This window comes from Aquabacterium lacunae, assembly GCF_004310865.1.
Taxonomy (GTDB): Bacteria; Pseudomonadota; Gammaproteobacteria; order Burkholderiales; family Burkholderiaceae_C; genus Aquabacterium; species Aquabacterium lacunae.
In genome coordinates, this window is the sequence record NZ_SIXI01000001.1 from 535,924 (window position 1) to 551,155 (window position 15,232).

A 15,232-nucleotide genomic window follows, 5' to 3' on the forward strand; every position below is an offset into this window, starting at 1 on the left:
TGTTCAGGCCAGCACACACAAATCAGAGAGCCCCGAAAGCGCGCCATGTCCCTGCCCCCTTTGTCGGACACGCCACCGGTCACCAGCCCGGCCCTGCCACCGGTGGCCATCAGCCGCCATGCCCTGGTGTTCACCGGCTCGGGCAGCGAATACTTCCGCATCTGGATCGTCAACCTGCTGCTGATGTTCCTCACCCTGGGCCTGTACTACCCCTGGGCCCGGGTGCGCAAGTTGCAGTACTTCTACCGCAACACCCAGGTGGCAGGCCATGCACTCGACTTCCACGGTGACCCCAAGCAGATGCTGCGGGGCTTTTTGCTGATGGTCGTGTTCCTGGGTCTGTACAACTGGGCCGGCAATGTGTCGCCTGTGGCCTATGGGGTGGCCACCCTGGCCTTCGTGCTGCTGTGGCCTGCCCTGATGCGCGCCTCGCTCATCTACCGGCTGGGGCACACCAGCTGGCGCGGCCTGCGCTTCCAGTTCCATGGCAGCCTGAAAGGCGCCTACCTGGTCATCGGCAAGCCGCTGGCGGCCATGGCCGCACTGGGCACCCTGGGGGTTGCGCTGCTGGCCACCGACGCGGTGCTGACCAAACTGCTCGGAGGCCTGTGCCTGCTGGGTGTGTACGGTGCGGCACCCTACGCCTACTACTGCCTGAAGCGCTACCAGCACGACCACTACGGCTTTGCCTCGCTGCAAACCCACTGGCGCGCCACCTTCAGTGATGTGTTCAAGGTGTTCATGCGCACGGGCATTGTCTCGCTGGGCACCCTGCTGGCCATCGTGGTGGTGGGTGGCGTGCTGGCCGGTGGCGCCCTGCTGGGCGGTGCCGAAAGCGGCGGTGCTGCCGCGGCCAAACGCCTCCTGCCCCTGCTGGTGGTGGCCATTTTCCTGGCGCAGTTCGTGCCAGTGCCCTTTTTCCAGACCCTGATGCAGAACCTGCTCTGGAACGAAACCGGCAGCCGCTGGGTGCGCTTCAAAAGCCACCTGCGCTTCGGGGCGCTGTTTCGCCGCACGGTGCTGAACTGGGTGCTCACGGTGCTCACACTGGGCCTGTACTGGCCGTTCGCCCAGATTGCCCTGGCCCGCCTGAAACTCGAAGCCATCACCGTGCACCTGCGCATGGACCCGGACACTCTCACGGCGCAGCTGCAAAGCGGGCGCCCCGATGCCGCCGGCGATGCAGCGCTGGACCTGGCAGGCTTCGACATCGGGCTTTGACGCCACGTCCACGCACACCATGGCCACCTTGCCCCCCACACCCAGCCTGGAAGCCCACTGGTTCGACGGGCGCAGCGCCCGTGCCAACCGGGTGCTGCTGCAGGTCGAAGGTGACACCCTGTGCCTGCGCTCTCCGCAGGACGGACACACCCTGAACCATTACCCCATGCGCAGCGTGCGGTGGCCCGAGCGGACCCGGCACGGGGCCCGCATCGCGCAGCTGCCCGATGGCGGCAGCCTCCAGGCCATGGCCCCCAGCCAGTGGGACGCCTGGCTGCAAGCCACCGGGCACCAGGGTCGCTGGGTCGAAAAAGCCCAGCTCAGCTGGCGCGCCACCCTGGGGGCCGCCGTGGTCATGGTGCTGCTGCTGGGCGCCCTGTGGCAATGGGGCCTGCCCTGGGCAGCCCGTGAGGTCGTCGCCTTCGCGCCCCGATCGGTCGACCAGGCCATCGGCCAACGCGCGCTGGCTGAACTGGACGGCCGCCTGATGCGGCCCAGCCGTTTACCGCTGGCCTACCGGCAGCAACTGGCCCAGCGCTTCCAGCAGGCGCTTGACCGACACCGCCTTCAACCCGCCCACCCAGCCACCACCGCACGCTGGGACCACAGCGCCACCGTGTCGGTGGTGTTCCGACAATCGCGCATCGGGCCCAACGCGCTGGCCCTGCCCGATGGCACCCTGGTGCTCACCGACGAACTGGTCGACCTGGTGGAACGCCGCGAAGACGTGCTGCTGGGCGTGCTGGCCCACGAATGGGGTCATGTGCAGGCCCGCCACAGCGTGCGCCAGCTGTTCCAGGCGGGCGCCCTGGGTCTGATGGCCTCGGCCGCCCTGGGCGACTTCAGTGGCCTGGTGAGCGCGCTGCCTGTGTTGCTGGGCCAGATGGCCTACTCGCGCGAGCTGGAGCGGGAGGCCGACGACAGCGCCATCGCCGTGCTCAAGGCCAACGGCATTTCACCGGCGGTCATGACCACCCTGTTCGAACGCCTCGAAAAACACGGTCGAGCGCCTGACGATGCCGCAGACAACTCCTGGCTGGGCATCGCCTTCAGCAGCCATCCTGCCACGCATGAACGCATCAAACGCTTCAGCCAGGCCGCGCCAGCTCAGTGAACCACCAGAAGCGGGATCTGGCTGTGCGACAACACGCTCTTGGTCAATGAGCCATTGATCAAAGCGTCCAGCCCGTGGCGACCGTGCGTGGCCATCACGATCAGGTCGCACTCGGCACGCCGCGCCATGTCCACGATGGCATCGGCCACCTGGTCGGTCAGCATGAACTGCCCGTCAAAAGGTACGCCGGCTGCCTGCGCACGGTGCCCGAACTCGGTCAGCACTTTGCGCGCATGCTGCTCGCTTCGGGCCTGGTGCTCCTGCAGCATCTCGGCAGAAAATGCCACCGCGCCTGGGTCTCCCAACAGCAAAGGCAGGGGCAACTCCACCGTGAAACCCGTGATGCGGGCGCCCAGCATCTTGGCCAGCCCGACGCTGTGGTCCATGGCCTTGAACGACAGATCGCTGCCGTCCACCGGCACCAGCAAATGCTCGTACATGGCTCACTCCTTGAGGCGCAACCCGCAACCCACGGGCTTTTGTCCCATGGTACGGCGAACAGTCACCCGGCACCACCGGGCCAGATCAAACTTCTGCCATGTGCAGAACGGTCTGGACAGGGTGGCGCCAATTAAAATGCCCGCATGACCGAACTCGCCAAATCCTTCGAACCCGGCCCCATTGAAGCCAAATATGGCCCCCAATGGGAGCAGCGCGGCCTGTACAAGCCCACGCTCGACGCGTCCAAGCCCTCGTTCTGCATCCAGCTGCCGCCCCCCAACGTGACCGGCACGCTTCACATGGGCCACGCCTTCAACCAGACCATCATGGACTCGTTGACGCGTTACCACCGCATGAAGGGCCACAACACGCTGTGGGTGCCCGGCACCGACCACGCCGGCATCGCCACCCAGATCGTGGTGGAACGCCAGCTGCAGGAAAAGGGCCAGAACCGGCACGACCTGGGCCGCAAGAACTTCGTCGCCAAGATCTGGGAATGGAAAGAGCAAAGCGGCTCGACCATCACCCAGCAAATGCGCCGCATGGGCGATTCGGTCTCGTGGGAACACGAATACTTCACCATGGACGACAAGCTGTCCAAGGTGGTCACGGAAACCTTCGTCAAGCTGCACGAAGAAGGCCTGATCTACCGCGGCAAGCGCCTGGTGAGCTGGGATCCCATCCTGAAATCGGCCGTGTCCGACCTCGAAGTCGAAAGCGAGGAAGAAGACGGCTCGATGTGGCACATCCGCTATGCGGTCAACGGCAGCGCCGACACCCTGGTCGTGGCCACCACCCGCCCTGAAACCCTGCTGGGTGACACGGCCGTGATGGTGCACCCGGAAGATGAACGCTACGCCCACCTGATCGGCCTGCAGGTCAAGCTGCCCATCACCGGCCGCCTGGTGCCCGTGATCGCCGACGAATACGTGGACAAAGAGTTTGGCACCGGCGTGGTGAAGGTCACCCCCGCCCACGACACCAACGACTACCAGGTCGGCCTGCGCCACAAGCTGCCCATGCTGACCATTTTCGACCTGGAAGCCAAGGTCAGCGCCCACGAAGCCAGCGACATCCCGGCAGCGTATGTGGGCCTGGACCGCTTCGTGGCCCGCAAGCAGATCGTGGCCCAGCTCGAAGCCGACGGCCAGCTGGTCGAGGTGAAAAAGCACAAGCTGATGGTGCCCCGCTGCGCCCGCACCGGCCAGGTGATCGAGCCCATGCTGACCGACCAGTGGTTCGTGGCCATGACCAAGCCCGGTGCCACAGGCAAGAGCATCGCCGAGCAGGCCATCGAGGCCGTCGAATCGGGTGACGTGAAATTCGTGCCCGAGAACTGGGTGAACACCTACAACCAGTGGATGAAGAACATCCAGGACTGGTGCATCAGTCGCCAGCTGTGGTGGGGCCATCAGATCCCGGCCTGGTACGGCAGCAACGGCGAAGTGTTCGTCGCCCGCTCGGAAGACGAAGCCCGCACCAAAGCCACCGCCGCCGGCTACATCGGCGAGCTCACCCGCGACGAAGACGTGCTGGACACCTGGTACTCGTCGGCGCTGGTGCCCTTCTCGACCCTGGGCTGGCCCGAGCAGACGAAGGAAATGGACCTGTTCCTGCCTTCGTCGGTGCTGGTCACCGGCTACGACATCATCTTCTTCTGGGTCGCCCGGATGATCATGATGACCAAGCACTTCACCGGCAAGGTGCCTTTCAAGCACGTGTACATCCACGGCCTGGTGCGTGATGCGCAGGGCAACAAGATGTCGAAGTCGGAAGGCAATGTGCTCGACCCGGTCGACCTGATCGACGGCATCGAACTGGGCCCCCTGCTCGACAAGCGCACCACCGGCCTGCGCAAGCCCGAGACCGCGCCCAAGGTGCGAAAGGCCACCGAGAAGGAATTCCCGGACGGCATCCCCGGCTATGGCGCCGATGCGCTGCGCTTCACCTTCGCGGCGCTGGCCAGCCTGGGCCGCGCCGTGAACTTCGACTCCAAGCGCTGCGAGGGCTACCGCAACTTCTGCAACAAGCTCTGGAACGCCACCAAGTTCGTGCTCATGAACACCGAAGGCCAGGACTGTGGCCTCAAGACGCATGAGCCGGGCGTATGCGCCGCCGGTGGCTACCTGCAGTTCAGCCCGGCCGACAAGTGGATCGTGTCCGAACTGCAGCGCGTGGAAGCCGCCGTGGAACAAGGCTTTGCCGAGTTCCGCCTCGACAACGTGGCCAACGCCATCTACCAGTTCGTGTGGGACGAATACTGCGACTGGTACATCGAGATCGCCAAGGCCCAGCTGAACGCCGCCAAAGATTCTGGCAACGAAGCCGCCGCCCGCGCCACCCGCCGCACCCTGATTCGCGTGCTGGAAACCGTGCTGCGCCTGCTGCACCCCATCACGCCCTTCATCACCGAAGAGCTGTGGCAGGTGGTGGCCCCGGTGGCCGGCCGCAAGGCCGAAGGCAGCGACGACACCCTGGTGCTGGCCGCCTACCCGCAGCCTGACCTGGGCCGCGTGTGCGCCGAGTCAGACGCCTGGGTGGCCAAGCTCAAGGCCGTGGTGGGCACCGCCCGCAACCTGCGCAGCGAAATGAGCCTGTCGCCCGCCGAGCGCGTGCCCCTGCTCACCACGGGTGACGCCGCCTTCATCGAACAGGCAGCCCCCGTCATCAAGGCCCTGGCCAAGCTGAGCGAAGTCAAGCTGCTGGACGAAGCCGCTTTTGCCCAAGCCACCACCATGGCCCCTGTGGCCGTGCAGGGTGAAGCCCGCCTGGCGCTGCACGTCGAGATCGACGTGGAAGCCGAAAAGGCCCGCCTGACCAAGGAAGTGGCCCGACTGGAAGGCGAGATCGCCAAGGCACAGGCCAAGCTGGGCAACGAAAGCTTCGTGGCCCGCGCGCCCGCTGCGGTGGTGGAACAGGAAAAGGCCCGCGTGGCCGATTTCGGTGCCACGCTGGCCCGCGTGAAAGAGCAGCTCAGCCGACTGGGCTGATGCGCCCCTCTGCCCGGCTGCACATCAGGCCGGCCGGGCAGACACAAAAAAGCCCGCTGACTCAGCGGGCTTTTTTCATGGGCCTGGTCCAGCACCAATCAGCCGGTTCGAACAGTCAGGACTCGGACGGCATTCCCGGGCCGCTTTTGCCGGCCAGGTCCAACTGCATGAGGATCATGTTGACCAAGGTCGCCACCGAAGGCCGCCCGGTATCGACCGAGTAATGGGCGGTTTCTTCGTACAGCGGGTGACGCTGCGCATACAGCTCACGCAACTTGGCCAAAGGATCCCCCACCTGCAGCAAGGGCCTCTGCGTGTCATTCTTCAGACGCCGGAACAACTCATCGGGGCTGGAGCGGAGGTACACGACCGTGGTGCGGTCTTTCAGGTGTTGGCGATTGACCTCCCGCAGCACGGCACCGCCACCTGTGGCCAACACACGACCCGCCTCAGGGTGGCCAGCGGGCAACTGCGTCAGCTCGTCGATCACCTGCTCTTCCAGATCACGGAAGGCAGCTTCGCCGTGCTGCTCGAAATACGAACGGATCGGCATGCCGATCCGCTCTTCCAGCACGGAGTCCGCATCCAGAAAGCGAACACCGAGCTTGCGTGCCAACTGCTTGCCGACGGTGGATTTGCCACCGCCGGGGAGACCGATCAAAGAAATCACAGCGTCAGGGAACCGTAATTTCCAGGTTTGTAAAGTTATTGCCCGAAGAGCCTGTCACCAGCACCTTGGAACCCGACGCACAGCCGGCGTAATTGACCGTGTGAACAGTCGGAGCGGCACCTGTGGCACTCACCGTTTCGGGCGTGACAGTCGGCGTGCACCCAGAGCCCGAAACAGCCACTGTGGAGCCTGTGGGCGCCATCGTGAACACATTGCCATCGAGTGACCTGCTGTAGAACACAACATCAGACGATGTAGCGCCCGGATTGCTGGTGGTCAGCGCCAAGCCCAACCTCCTCGGGTCAGCCACTGACACATAAGCATGCGCACGCACCAAGGTCGGGCCCCACACACCATCACAGGTGTTGTCGACAGACAGAGGACGCTCGTTCGGAGCAGCTTCCAGATCTCGCACACAGGTCGCGCTGCCCACACCAATGTTACCCGTACCGTCGACCGCGGCTACCCTCAGACCATCGACGCCAGGCGTGAAGATGTCATCAGCGTCATCATCACGAAACAGTTCTCCACCCTCGAAGAACTTCTCACCGGCGTCATAGCGACCATTGCTGTTGCTGTCGTAATAGGCTTCTTCTCCAACCACCCAGGCCACAATGGCCACAATTCCGTTGGCTGGTCTTGGATCTTGGGTCGTGAGAGTGACCGAGCAGCCTGTGCTGTCCCTCGCGGCGGACTCACCGGAGGTGATGGTTCCTGTCGTGCAAAATTTGGTGATGGCACCACCAGAGGCTGAAAACTGGACTTTCACCCCTGGAGGCACCGGGTTACCTGCGGTGTCCACCAAACGAACCGTGACCCGTGTGCTCGAACCATCGAAACTCCAGTCAGGCGCGAAGTCACTGACCGAAATGCTGATGCCTTTCTGAGTCACCTTGCCGGTGCTGACACTGGCCAGACCTTCATTGGTGCCAGCATTCGCCAACGATGTGTACTTCGGCGTCCCCGCATCCCCGCCGCCACCGCAAGCAGACAGCATGCTGGCCACCGCCAGCATGCTGACAGCCAACTTCATTTTTTTCTGAATCATCACCACTCCCGTTATCGCAAAGCGCTGCGCTCAGACACCACACGTGGCGTCAGGAAAATCAGCAACTCTGATTTGTTCAAGGTCTTGGCCGTGTTCTTGAACAGGTGCCCCACCACCGGCAGGTCACCAATCAAAGGCACCTTCTGTTCGTCGTTGCGTTCTTCCTGGATGAAGATGCCACCGATGACCACGGTGCCACCGTTTTCCACCAGCACTTGGGTCTGCACGTGCTTGGTGTCGATGGCGTAGCCCGCAGGGGTCTGAATGCCCACACTGTCCTTGTTCACATCGACGTCGAGGATGATGCCGCCCTCCGGTGTGATTTGCGGCGTGACCTCCAGCTTGAGGTTGGCCTTGCGGAAGGTGATGGACGTAGCCCCGCTGGACGAAGCCGTCAGGTAGGGCAACTCGGTGCCTTGCTCGATCAGCGCCTTGACCTGGTCGGCCGTGATCACACGCGGGCTCGAAACGATGCGGCCGCGACCGTCGGCTTCCAGGGCCGACAGTTCAAGGTTCAGGAAACGGTTGGACCCCGCACCAAACAGCGAAAGTGCCACCGACGCCGCACTGAAGCCGTTCTGCGCGGCCGCGGGCAGGTTCACGAAATAGGTGTTGGGCAGGTAAGAGCGTTCGGTGATCTCGGCCTGCAAGGTTTGCTCACCCACGCCCAGGTAGGTACCCGACACCGCCACCTGGCTGCCGCCCACCTTGTAGCCTGGCACCCCACCCTGGTAACCGCGCATGTCGTGGGCACCGAGCTTGGCCCCCAGCGAACGACCGAACTTGTCATCGGCCTCGACAATGCGTGCTTCGATCATCACCTGGCGAACCGGGATGTCGATCTTGGCGATCAGCTGCTGGATCTCTTCCAGCTTGGACGGGATGTCGTTGACAAAGATCTGGTTGGTGCGGGTTTCAAACAGCACACTGCCACGAGGCGACAGGATCTTGGTCGACGACGTCCCGCTGTCGCCATCGCTTTTGCCGATCAGCCCCTTGGACAGCTCTTCTGCTTTCACGTAGTTGAGCTGGAAAGACTGGGTGCGCAATGGCTCAAGGGTTGCGACCTGGGCTTTGGCCTCGAGGTCCATCTTTTCCTTGGCGTTGATTTCGTCCTTGGGCGCCACCCACAGCACATTGCCCGACTTGCGAACACCCAGCCCCTTGGACTGCAAGATGATGTCCAAAGCCTGGTCCCACGGCACGTCTTTCAGACGGAGCGTGACATTGCCCGTGACCGAGTCACTGGTCACCACGTTGAAGTTGGTGAAATCTGCAATGACTTGCAGCAGCGCACGCACTTCGATGTTCTGGAAATTCAGCGACAGCTTGTCACCCGCATAGCCAGGCCCCTGGGTGAGCTTGTTGGGGTCGATCTTCTGCTTGCGAACCTCCAGCACGAACTGGTTGTCGCTCTGGTAGGCCGAATGCTCCCAATCGCCTCGGGGGTCGATCACGAGCTTGACACGATCACCCACCTGCGTGGCGCTGAAGCTTTGCACCGGGGTGCCAAAATCATTGACGTCAAACCGACGGCGCAGTTTCTCGGGCAGGGAGGTCTTGGCAAACTCGACGACCAGGTTCTTGCCCTGTTGGCGAATGTCCACACCGACATTGCTGTTGGGCAACTCCACCACCACGCGACCCGCACCGTCCTGACCACGGCGGAAATCCAGATCCTTGATGGGTGAAGTCTGAACGGCACGCGCCTCAGCAAATCGTGTGGTGCCGCCGTCCTGTCGAGCGGCGGCCGTGTCACTGGCGGCCTGCGTGCCATTGTCGAGCGTCACGATCAGGAACTTGTCCTTGATGGTGGCCGTGTAATTGGATGGGTTGCGCAAGTTGAGCACCAGACGGGTGCGTTCCCCTGCCTGTGCCACATTCACCGTGCGCACATTGCCCTGGTTGACCTCGATCTGCCCACGACCCAGGCCGTTGCTGACGCCTGGCAGGTCGATGGCGACCCGGGCTGGCGACTGGATGACAAAGCCCGATGGCACCGAGGCAAGCGGCTCGGACAGCTCGATGCGCAACACATCGGTGCCGGCCACCTGCGACGCCGTGACCGATTGGATGGCCGGAGCAGCCTGCACGGCGCTGGCGGCAAAGGCCACGCTGCAAACTGCGGCCAGGAAATGTTGTCGATGGCTCACTGTGCGCCCTCCTGAAGCTGCAATGCGGCGGGGCGCTCGATCCACTCGCCTGAAGCATCCTGCACGTATTCGCGCAAGCTGATCTCTGTCTCGGTGATCTTCATGATCTTTCCGTAGTTCTGTCCGAGGTAGTCACCCACCTTGACCTGGTAGAGCAGGTTGTCGACCTTGAGGAGGCCAAACTGCGTGCCGCTACGCACCACGCTGCCCACCATGCGGACGGTGTCCAGCGGGAAAGCTTCCAGTGGCTCACGCCGCCGGTTCAGCTCCGCGGCCACCAGCGCGCTCGGTTGGGCTGACTCTTGCCGGTTTGCGGCGATCAGTTTCTGCGGGCTGAAAGGCTCCACCAGATCGATCACCTCATAGCGCTGGGGATCGAAGCGCTGGGGTGACTGCAAAGGCTCGACCTTCGGTGGCGTCAATCGCTTTTGATCTTCCATCCATTGGTCCAGATCATCCAGCTCGCCCGTGCATGCCGTCAGCCCCAAGGCCAGCATCACAGCCAGACACGACAGGCCACTTTTCATGAGGGTCCGATGTGTCATGGCTTGGCCCCTTCCTGGTCGGCGCGAGCCGCTGCGTTGCCTCGGCGAGCCTTGGACTTGGCCACACGCTGACTTTCTACCTCGGCGGCGTCCAGATACCGGTAAGTGCGGGCCACGGCATCCATCATCAAACCACCAGAGGACTCTTTGCCTGACTGTGTGGTGATGGTGATGTTGTGCAAGGTGACGATGCGCGAGAGATTGGCGATGTCCGAGGCAAAGGCACCCACATCGTGGAAGCGTCCCGAAACTTTGATCGTGATCGGCAGTTCGGCGTAGTAGTCCTTGACCTCGACCTGGCCGGGCTTGAACAACTGGAACTCCAGGCCACGGCCCAGACCGGCTTGGTTGATGTCTGAAAGCAAAGCATCCATTTCAGCCTTGCCTGGCAACTGTTTCTCCAGTTGGTTGACATACTCCTGAACCTGAACGCGCTGCTTGCTCAACTCGGCCAGATTGACAGCCTTGGCCAACTTTTCGTTGTACTCAGCCTTCAGTTGCGGCTCTTTCTGGACCACATCATCCAGCGTGGTGGACTCAGCCTGCAGAAGCAACACCCAGCCCAACAGCAACACGGCAAAAACGGTGCCGGCAAACGCAGCCACCTTGGGCAGCAGCGGCCACTGGCCTGGCTCGTTGGGATTGAGCCCCTGGAACTGGGACTGAGCCTCCTGAAAGAGACTTGCGACGTCGATGTTGTATCTGGACATGTCAGACACCGGCCTTCCTGGGCGCAGATGCCGCGCTGGCCGATTCAGCCGCCTCACCTGGACGCTTGAGCACCACACGCACCGAGAAATCAAACAACTTCTGAGTGACCTTTTTGTCGCCGCCGGTGTCCGCGGACGCTTTGATCTCCACCAGTTCCGGGCGCTCGAGCCAGGGCGAATTGTTGGCCGTGTTGCGCAAGAGTTCAGACACGCGTTCGTTCGATTGGGCCTGACCTGCGATCAGCACATCAGCGCCTTCCTGCCGGATGGACTTGAGGACAATGCCTTCGGGGGTCTGTCGAACCAGCTCGTTGAGCAGGTGCACAGGCATGTTGCGGTCTGTCTGGAGGTTCTCGACGGCGCGCTGACGGGCCTTGAGTGCGTCGATTTCTTCTTTGAGCGTGGCGACAGACTTGATCTGTTCATCCAATGCCAGGATGGCCTGAGCCAATTTGTCATTGCGTGCCTGCTGCGCACTGATCTGCTGCTGGATGAGACCATACCAGAGCATCAGCAACACCAGACCAGCAAGCGCCGACAACCCAAGACCGGCGAAAAACGCCTGCTTTCGCAGTTTGCGTTTTTCTTCGCGGTGCGGCAGGAGGTTGATGAGGATCATCCGACGAACCTCCGCATGGCCAGGCCACAGGCCGTCAGGTACGAGGGCGCTTCACGGCGCAATTTGCTTTCACGCACGGAGCTGCCCAGCTTCATGCCCTCGAAGGGGTTCACCACCATGGAGGCAAAGCCCGTGAGTTCGGTCACGCGCTCTTTCAAGCCCGGCAGAGAGGCGGTGCCTCCCGCCAGCATCACGTAATGCACCTTGTGATGTGGAGTGCTGGTGAAAAAATACTGCAAGGCGCGTCCGATTTCCTGGGACAGGCTGTCCACAAAAGGCATCAGCAGGTCGCTCTGATAGTCTTCCGGCAGGTCACCACTGAGCTTTTTCTGCTCGGCTTCTTCAAAGGAAAAGCCGTACTGGCGGGAGATCAGTTGGGTGAGTTGCGCGCCGCCGAAGGCCTGGTCACGGTCGTAAAGCAGTTCGTCGTCGCGTAGCACCTTGAGACCCGTGGTTTCGGCGCCGATCTCGAACAAGGCCACGAGGGCATCCTTGCCCTCACCAGGCAAACCGGAAATGAGGCGCCCAACGGCCATGCGGGCAGCATGCGATTCGATGTCGAGCACCGCGGGCTTGAGGCCTGCGGCTTCGGCCAGGCCCTGCCGGTCCTGCACGCGGTCTTTGCGCGAAGCAGCAATCATGACCTCGACGTCACCCGCCGAGGTCGGGCTGGGACCGATCACGCAGAAATCGAGGCTGACCTCATCGAGCGAGAACGGGATGTATTGATTGGCCTCGGCCTCGACCTGAACTTCCATCTCTTCTTCCCGCAACCCGGCGGGCAGCATGATCTTTTTGGTGATCACAGAAGACTGCGGCATGGCCAAGGCAGCCAGCTTGGTGCGGGTGCCGCTTTTTGACACGACAGACCGAACGGCTTCGGCCACCTCGTCAAATCTTTCAATCTGACCGTCTGTGATCCAGCCTTTGGCCAGGGGCTCGGATGCAAAGCGCTCCAGCGTGAGTTCGCCTGCAGCGTTTCGGCTCAGTTCAACGAGCTTGACGCTGGACGAACTCACGTCGAGCCCGATCATCGGCGGGTGCTTGCGCCCCAGCAGCGTGTCTAGAAAGCTCACTCAATCCTCCATGCCTGCAGGACGCAAGCCCTGGAAAGTTAATAAACCACTTCAATGCTAGCAGCAAAGTTTTTGAACATGAAACGCGATGTAGCCCGGCTTTTCACCTAGTCGTTGTTCCTTCCAGACGCCTTACACATGGTTTCACAAACCCCTTGCCAACTGTGGCGAGGGCTGACGAAGAGGCCTGGCAGAGGTTTCACAGGGCATTTCTATAATGCAGGGATTGCCCTGAATGCCCGCCAATGAGCGAAACCGCCCCCCAGTCTTCTACGCCGGCGCCTGCCGGACGTCCCGCGTCCCCCTGGTGGATGACCTGGCTGCTCAAGCCCCTGCTCTGGCTGATCGGGCTGACGGCTGCGGGCGTGCTGGCGGGTGCCATGCTGATCAGCCTGGGCCTGGCCATGGTGTACCCCAACCTGCCTCCGCTCAATGGCTTGATGGACTATCGCCCCAAGGTGCCTCTGCGGGTGTACTCGGCCGACGGCGTGCTGCTGGGTGAATTCGGCGAAGAAAAACGAAACTTCGTGCCAGTCCGGGCCATTCCCCAGGTGATGCGCGATGCGGTGCTGGCCATCGAAGACGCGCGCTTCTATCAGCACGGCGGGGTGGACTACATCGGGATTCTGCGGGCCGGCCTGGCCAACTTCGGGGAATCTCGCAGCCAGGGCGCATCGACGATCACGATGCAGGTGGCGCGCAATTTCTACCTGAGCACCGAAAAGACATTCACCCGCAAGATCTATGAAATCCTGCTAGCGCTGAAGATCGAGAGCCTGCTGACCAAAGACCAGATCCTCGAGCTCTACATGAACCAGATCTTCCTGGGACAGAGGGCCTATGGGTTTGCGGCCGCCGCCGAAACCTACTTTGGCAAGTCGCTCAACGAACTGACGGTGGCCGAGGCCGCCATGCTGGCCGGTCTGCCCAAGGCGCCTTCGGCCTACAACCCCTTGCGCAACCTCAAGCGCGCGACCATCCGGCAGCAGCACATCCTGGGGCGCATGCTGGAGAACAGGTTCATCACGGAAGACCAGTATGAAGAGGCACGGGCCGAAAAACTGGTGTACCGCAGCAAGGCGCCCATTTCGCCCGCCGGGGCCTACGTGGCCGAAGCCGCCCGGGGGCTGATGTACGAACAGTACGGCCCGGAGGCCTACACACGCGGGCTGATCGTGCACACCACGGTGCGCATGGCCGAACAGGCGGCAGCCACACGCGCACTGCGCAAGGGCCTGCTGGACTACGATCGCCGCCAGGCCTGGCGCGGTCCGGAAGCCTTTGTGGAGTTGCCCGCCGACCCCAAACAGACCGATGTGCGCATCGCTGAAGCGCTGGAGGAGCACCCCGACAGCGACAACATCCATGCGGCGGTGGTGCTGAACGCCACCCCTCGCGGGGTGACGGCGCTGCTGCAGAACGGCGAATCGATCGACATTGGCCCGGACGGCCTGAAGGCGGCCCTGCCCGGCCTCAACGACAAGGCGACGCCCAAAACGCAGGTGCGCCGCGGCTCGGTGATCCGAGTGGTTCGCCAGAACACCGAAGAGCGACGGTGGCAGATCGTGCAGTTGCCCGAGGTGGAAGGCGCCTTCGTGGCCCTGGACCCCCAGACAGGCGCTGTGCGCGCCATGGCAGGCGGCTTCGACTTCGAGCGCAACAAGTTCAACCATGTGACCCAGGCCTGGCGCCAGCCCGGCTCGAGTTTCAAGCCGTTCATCTACTCGAGCGCGCTGGAAAAGGGCTTCACGCCCGCCACTTCGGTCAATGACGCGCCACTGTTCTTCGACGCAGGCGTGACGGGTGGTCAGCCCTGGGAGCCGAAGAACTACGACGGCAAGTTCGAGGGGCCCATGAGCATGCGCCGTGCGCTGGCCAAGTCGAAGAACATGGTGTCGATCCGCATTTTGAAGTCGGTCGGCGCCAAGTACGGGCAGAACTGGGTGACGCGCTTCGGCTTCGAAGCGGCCAAACACCCGGCCTACCTGACCATGGCCCTGGGCGCAGGTTCGGTCACACCCATGCAGATGGCCGATGGTTATGCCGTGTTCGCCAATGGTGGCTACCGTGTCAACCCCATCCTGGTCGACCGCGTGACCGACAACCGTGGTGCACTGCTGAGCAAAGCCCGCTACACCCCGCTGGACGAAACCATGCGCGCCATCGATGCACGCAACGCCTTCGTCATGAGCAGCCTGCTGCAGGAGGTGACGCGCTCAGGCACAGCCGCCCGCGCACAGGCCGTGCTCAAGCGCCCCGACCTGTACGGCAAGACCGGCACCACCAACGATTCGATGGACGCCTGGTTCGCAGGCTACAACCGGCACGTGGTGGCGGTGGTCTGGATTGGGCATGACACCCCGCGCAAGCTCGGTGACAAGGAAACCGGCGGCGGCCTGGCCTTGCCCGTGTGGATCGACTACATGCAGACCGCCCTGAAGGGCCTGCCCGTGGAAGAAATGGCCCCGCCCGAGGGCGTGGTGAACATTGGCGGCGAGTGGTACTACGAAGAGTACACACGCAGCACGGGTGTGACCGAACTGGTGGGCGACGACAGCGACCGCCCCATGCCCGCCCCGGCCGACGAGACCGAGAAAAAAGGCATCCTGGACCTGTTTGGCACCGAAGCCCGCTGAGGGCCGCAG

Annotated in this window: 12 protein-coding genes; 4 read left to right on the forward strand and 8 right to left on the reverse strand. The window is 62.8% G+C overall.

The genetic code is table 11. The features are described from left to right. The first annotated feature begins 45 nt into the window (after nucleotides 1–45). Nucleotides 46–1,221 carry a YjgN family protein gene (locus EYS42_RS02350; protein ID WP_165456607.1) on the forward strand — a complete coding sequence of 392 codons (1,176 nt, stop codon included), beginning with the start codon at nucleotides 46–48 and terminating at the stop codon, nucleotides 1,219–1,221. Between the two features lie 19 nt (nucleotides 1,222–1,240). Beyond that, on the forward strand, nucleotides 1,241–2,335 hold the full coding sequence (locus EYS42_RS02355) for a M48 family metallopeptidase (protein WP_165456608.1): 1,095 nt from the start codon (nucleotides 1,241–1,243) through the stop codon (nucleotides 2,333–2,335). On the opposite strand, the gene EYS42_RS02360 is transcribed toward EYS42_RS02355, so the two are convergent. Then, nucleotides 2,329–2,775: a universal stress protein gene (locus tag EYS42_RS02360; protein WP_130966238.1), complete on the reverse strand. Its 447-nt coding sequence runs from the start codon at nucleotides 2,773–2,775 to the stop codon at nucleotides 2,329–2,331. The two genes, EYS42_RS02355 and EYS42_RS02360, sit on opposite strands and share 7 nt — an antisense overlap. 144 nt (nucleotides 2,776–2,919) lie before the next feature. Here EYS42_RS02360 and EYS42_RS02365 point away from each other — a divergent pair, with 144 nt between their 5' ends. Continuing rightward, nucleotides 2,920–5,766, forward strand: coding sequence for a valine--tRNA ligase (locus EYS42_RS02365; protein WP_130966239.1), 2,847 nt, complete (start codon nucleotides 2,920–2,922; stop codon nucleotides 5,764–5,766). A 115-nt stretch (nucleotides 5,767–5,881) separates the two neighbouring features. Here EYS42_RS02365 and EYS42_RS02370 read toward each other — a convergent pair whose 3' ends face one another. Genes EYS42_RS02370 through EYS42_RS02400 form a run of 7 tightly spaced genes read right to left on the reverse strand, consistent with a single transcriptional unit; the run spans nucleotide 5,882 to nucleotide 12,545 of the window. Continuing rightward, complete coding sequence (locus EYS42_RS02370; protein WP_130966530.1) at nucleotides 5,882–6,424, reverse strand: shikimate kinase; 543 nt, start codon at nucleotides 6,422–6,424, stop codon at nucleotides 5,882–5,884. A gap of 16 nt (nucleotides 6,425–6,440) precedes the next feature. Further along, the gene (locus EYS42_RS02375; protein WP_130966240.1) at nucleotides 6,441–7,484 is read right to left on the reverse strand and encodes a hypothetical protein; all 1,044 of its coding nucleotides are present in this window, start codon (nucleotides 7,482–7,484) and stop codon (nucleotides 6,441–6,443) included. Between the two features lie 11 nt (nucleotides 7,485–7,495). Then, entirely contained in the window at nucleotides 7,496–9,637 is a 2,142-nt protein-coding gene (locus EYS42_RS02380; RefSeq protein WP_130966241.1) for a type IV pilus secretin PilQ, read from the reverse strand. After that, a complete protein-coding gene (locus tag EYS42_RS02385; protein ID WP_245503468.1) occupies nucleotides 9,634–10,164 on the reverse strand; it encodes a pilus assembly protein PilP in 531 nt (176 codons plus the stop codon). Before EYS42_RS02385 ends, EYS42_RS02380 begins: the two co-directional genes overlap by 4 nt. A 14-nt stretch (nucleotides 10,165–10,178) precedes the next feature. Then, entirely contained in the window at nucleotides 10,179–10,892 is a 714-nt protein-coding gene (locus tag EYS42_RS02390) for a type IV pilus inner membrane component PilO (RefSeq protein ID WP_130966531.1), read from the reverse strand. Nucleotide 10,893: 1 nt separating this feature from the next. After that, nucleotides 10,894–11,511 carry a PilN domain-containing protein gene (locus EYS42_RS02395; RefSeq protein WP_130966243.1) on the reverse strand — a complete coding sequence of 206 codons (618 nt, stop codon included), beginning with the start codon at nucleotides 11,509–11,511 and terminating at the stop codon, nucleotides 10,894–10,896. Beyond that, nucleotides 11,508–12,545, reverse strand: a complete 1,038-nt coding sequence (locus EYS42_RS02400; protein WP_130966532.1) for a pilus assembly protein PilM — start codon at nucleotides 12,543–12,545, stop codon at nucleotides 11,508–11,510. The genes EYS42_RS02395 and EYS42_RS02400 overlap by 4 nt, the downstream gene beginning before the upstream one ends. Before the next feature lie 287 nt (nucleotides 12,546–12,832). Here EYS42_RS02400 and EYS42_RS02405 point away from each other — a divergent pair, with 287 nt between their 5' ends. After that, a complete protein-coding gene (locus EYS42_RS02405; protein WP_130966244.1) occupies nucleotides 12,833–15,223 on the forward strand; it encodes a penicillin-binding protein 1A in 2,391 nt (796 codons plus the stop codon). The last annotated feature ends 9 nt before the right edge of the window (nucleotides 15,224–15,232 follow it).

What these genes read in the sequence shown, in the direction of transcription:
- EYS42_RS02350 (WP_165456607.1), top strand. Translation starts at nt 46, where the DNA reads ATGTCCCTGCCCCCTTTGTCGGACACGCCACCGGTCACCAGCCCGGCC.
- EYS42_RS02355 (WP_165456608.1), top strand. Translation starts at nt 1,241, where the DNA reads ATGGCCACCTTGCCCCCCACACCCAGCCTGGAAGCCCACTGGTTCGAC.
- EYS42_RS02360 (WP_130966238.1), bottom strand. Translation starts at nt 2,775, where the DNA reads ATGTACGAGCATTTGCTGGTGCCGGTGGACGGCAGCGATCTGTCGTTC.
- EYS42_RS02365 (WP_130966239.1), top strand. Translation starts at nt 2,920, where the DNA reads ATGACCGAACTCGCCAAATCCTTCGAACCCGGCCCCATTGAAGCCAAA.
- EYS42_RS02375 (WP_130966240.1), bottom strand. Translation starts at nt 7,484, where the DNA reads ATGATTCAGAAAAAAATGAAGTTGGCTGTCAGCATGCTGGCGGTGGCC.
- EYS42_RS02385 (WP_245503468.1), bottom strand. Translation starts at nt 10,164, where the DNA reads ATGAAAAGTGGCCTGTCGTGTCTGGCTGTGATGCTGGCCTTGGGGCTG.
- EYS42_RS02390 (WP_130966531.1), bottom strand. Translation starts at nt 10,892, where the DNA reads ATGTCCAGATACAACATCGACGTCGCAAGTCTCTTTCAGGAGGCTCAG.
- EYS42_RS02395 (WP_130966243.1), bottom strand. Translation starts at nt 11,511, where the DNA reads ATGATCCTCATCAACCTCCTGCCGCACCGCGAAGAAAAACGCAAACTG.
- EYS42_RS02400 (WP_130966532.1), bottom strand. Translation starts at nt 12,545, where the DNA reads ATGATCGGGCTCGACGTGAGTTCGTCCAGCGTCAAGCTCGTTGAACTG.
- EYS42_RS02405 (WP_130966244.1), top strand. Translation starts at nt 12,833, where the DNA reads ATGAGCGAAACCGCCCCCCAGTCTTCTACGCCGGCGCCTGCCGGACGT.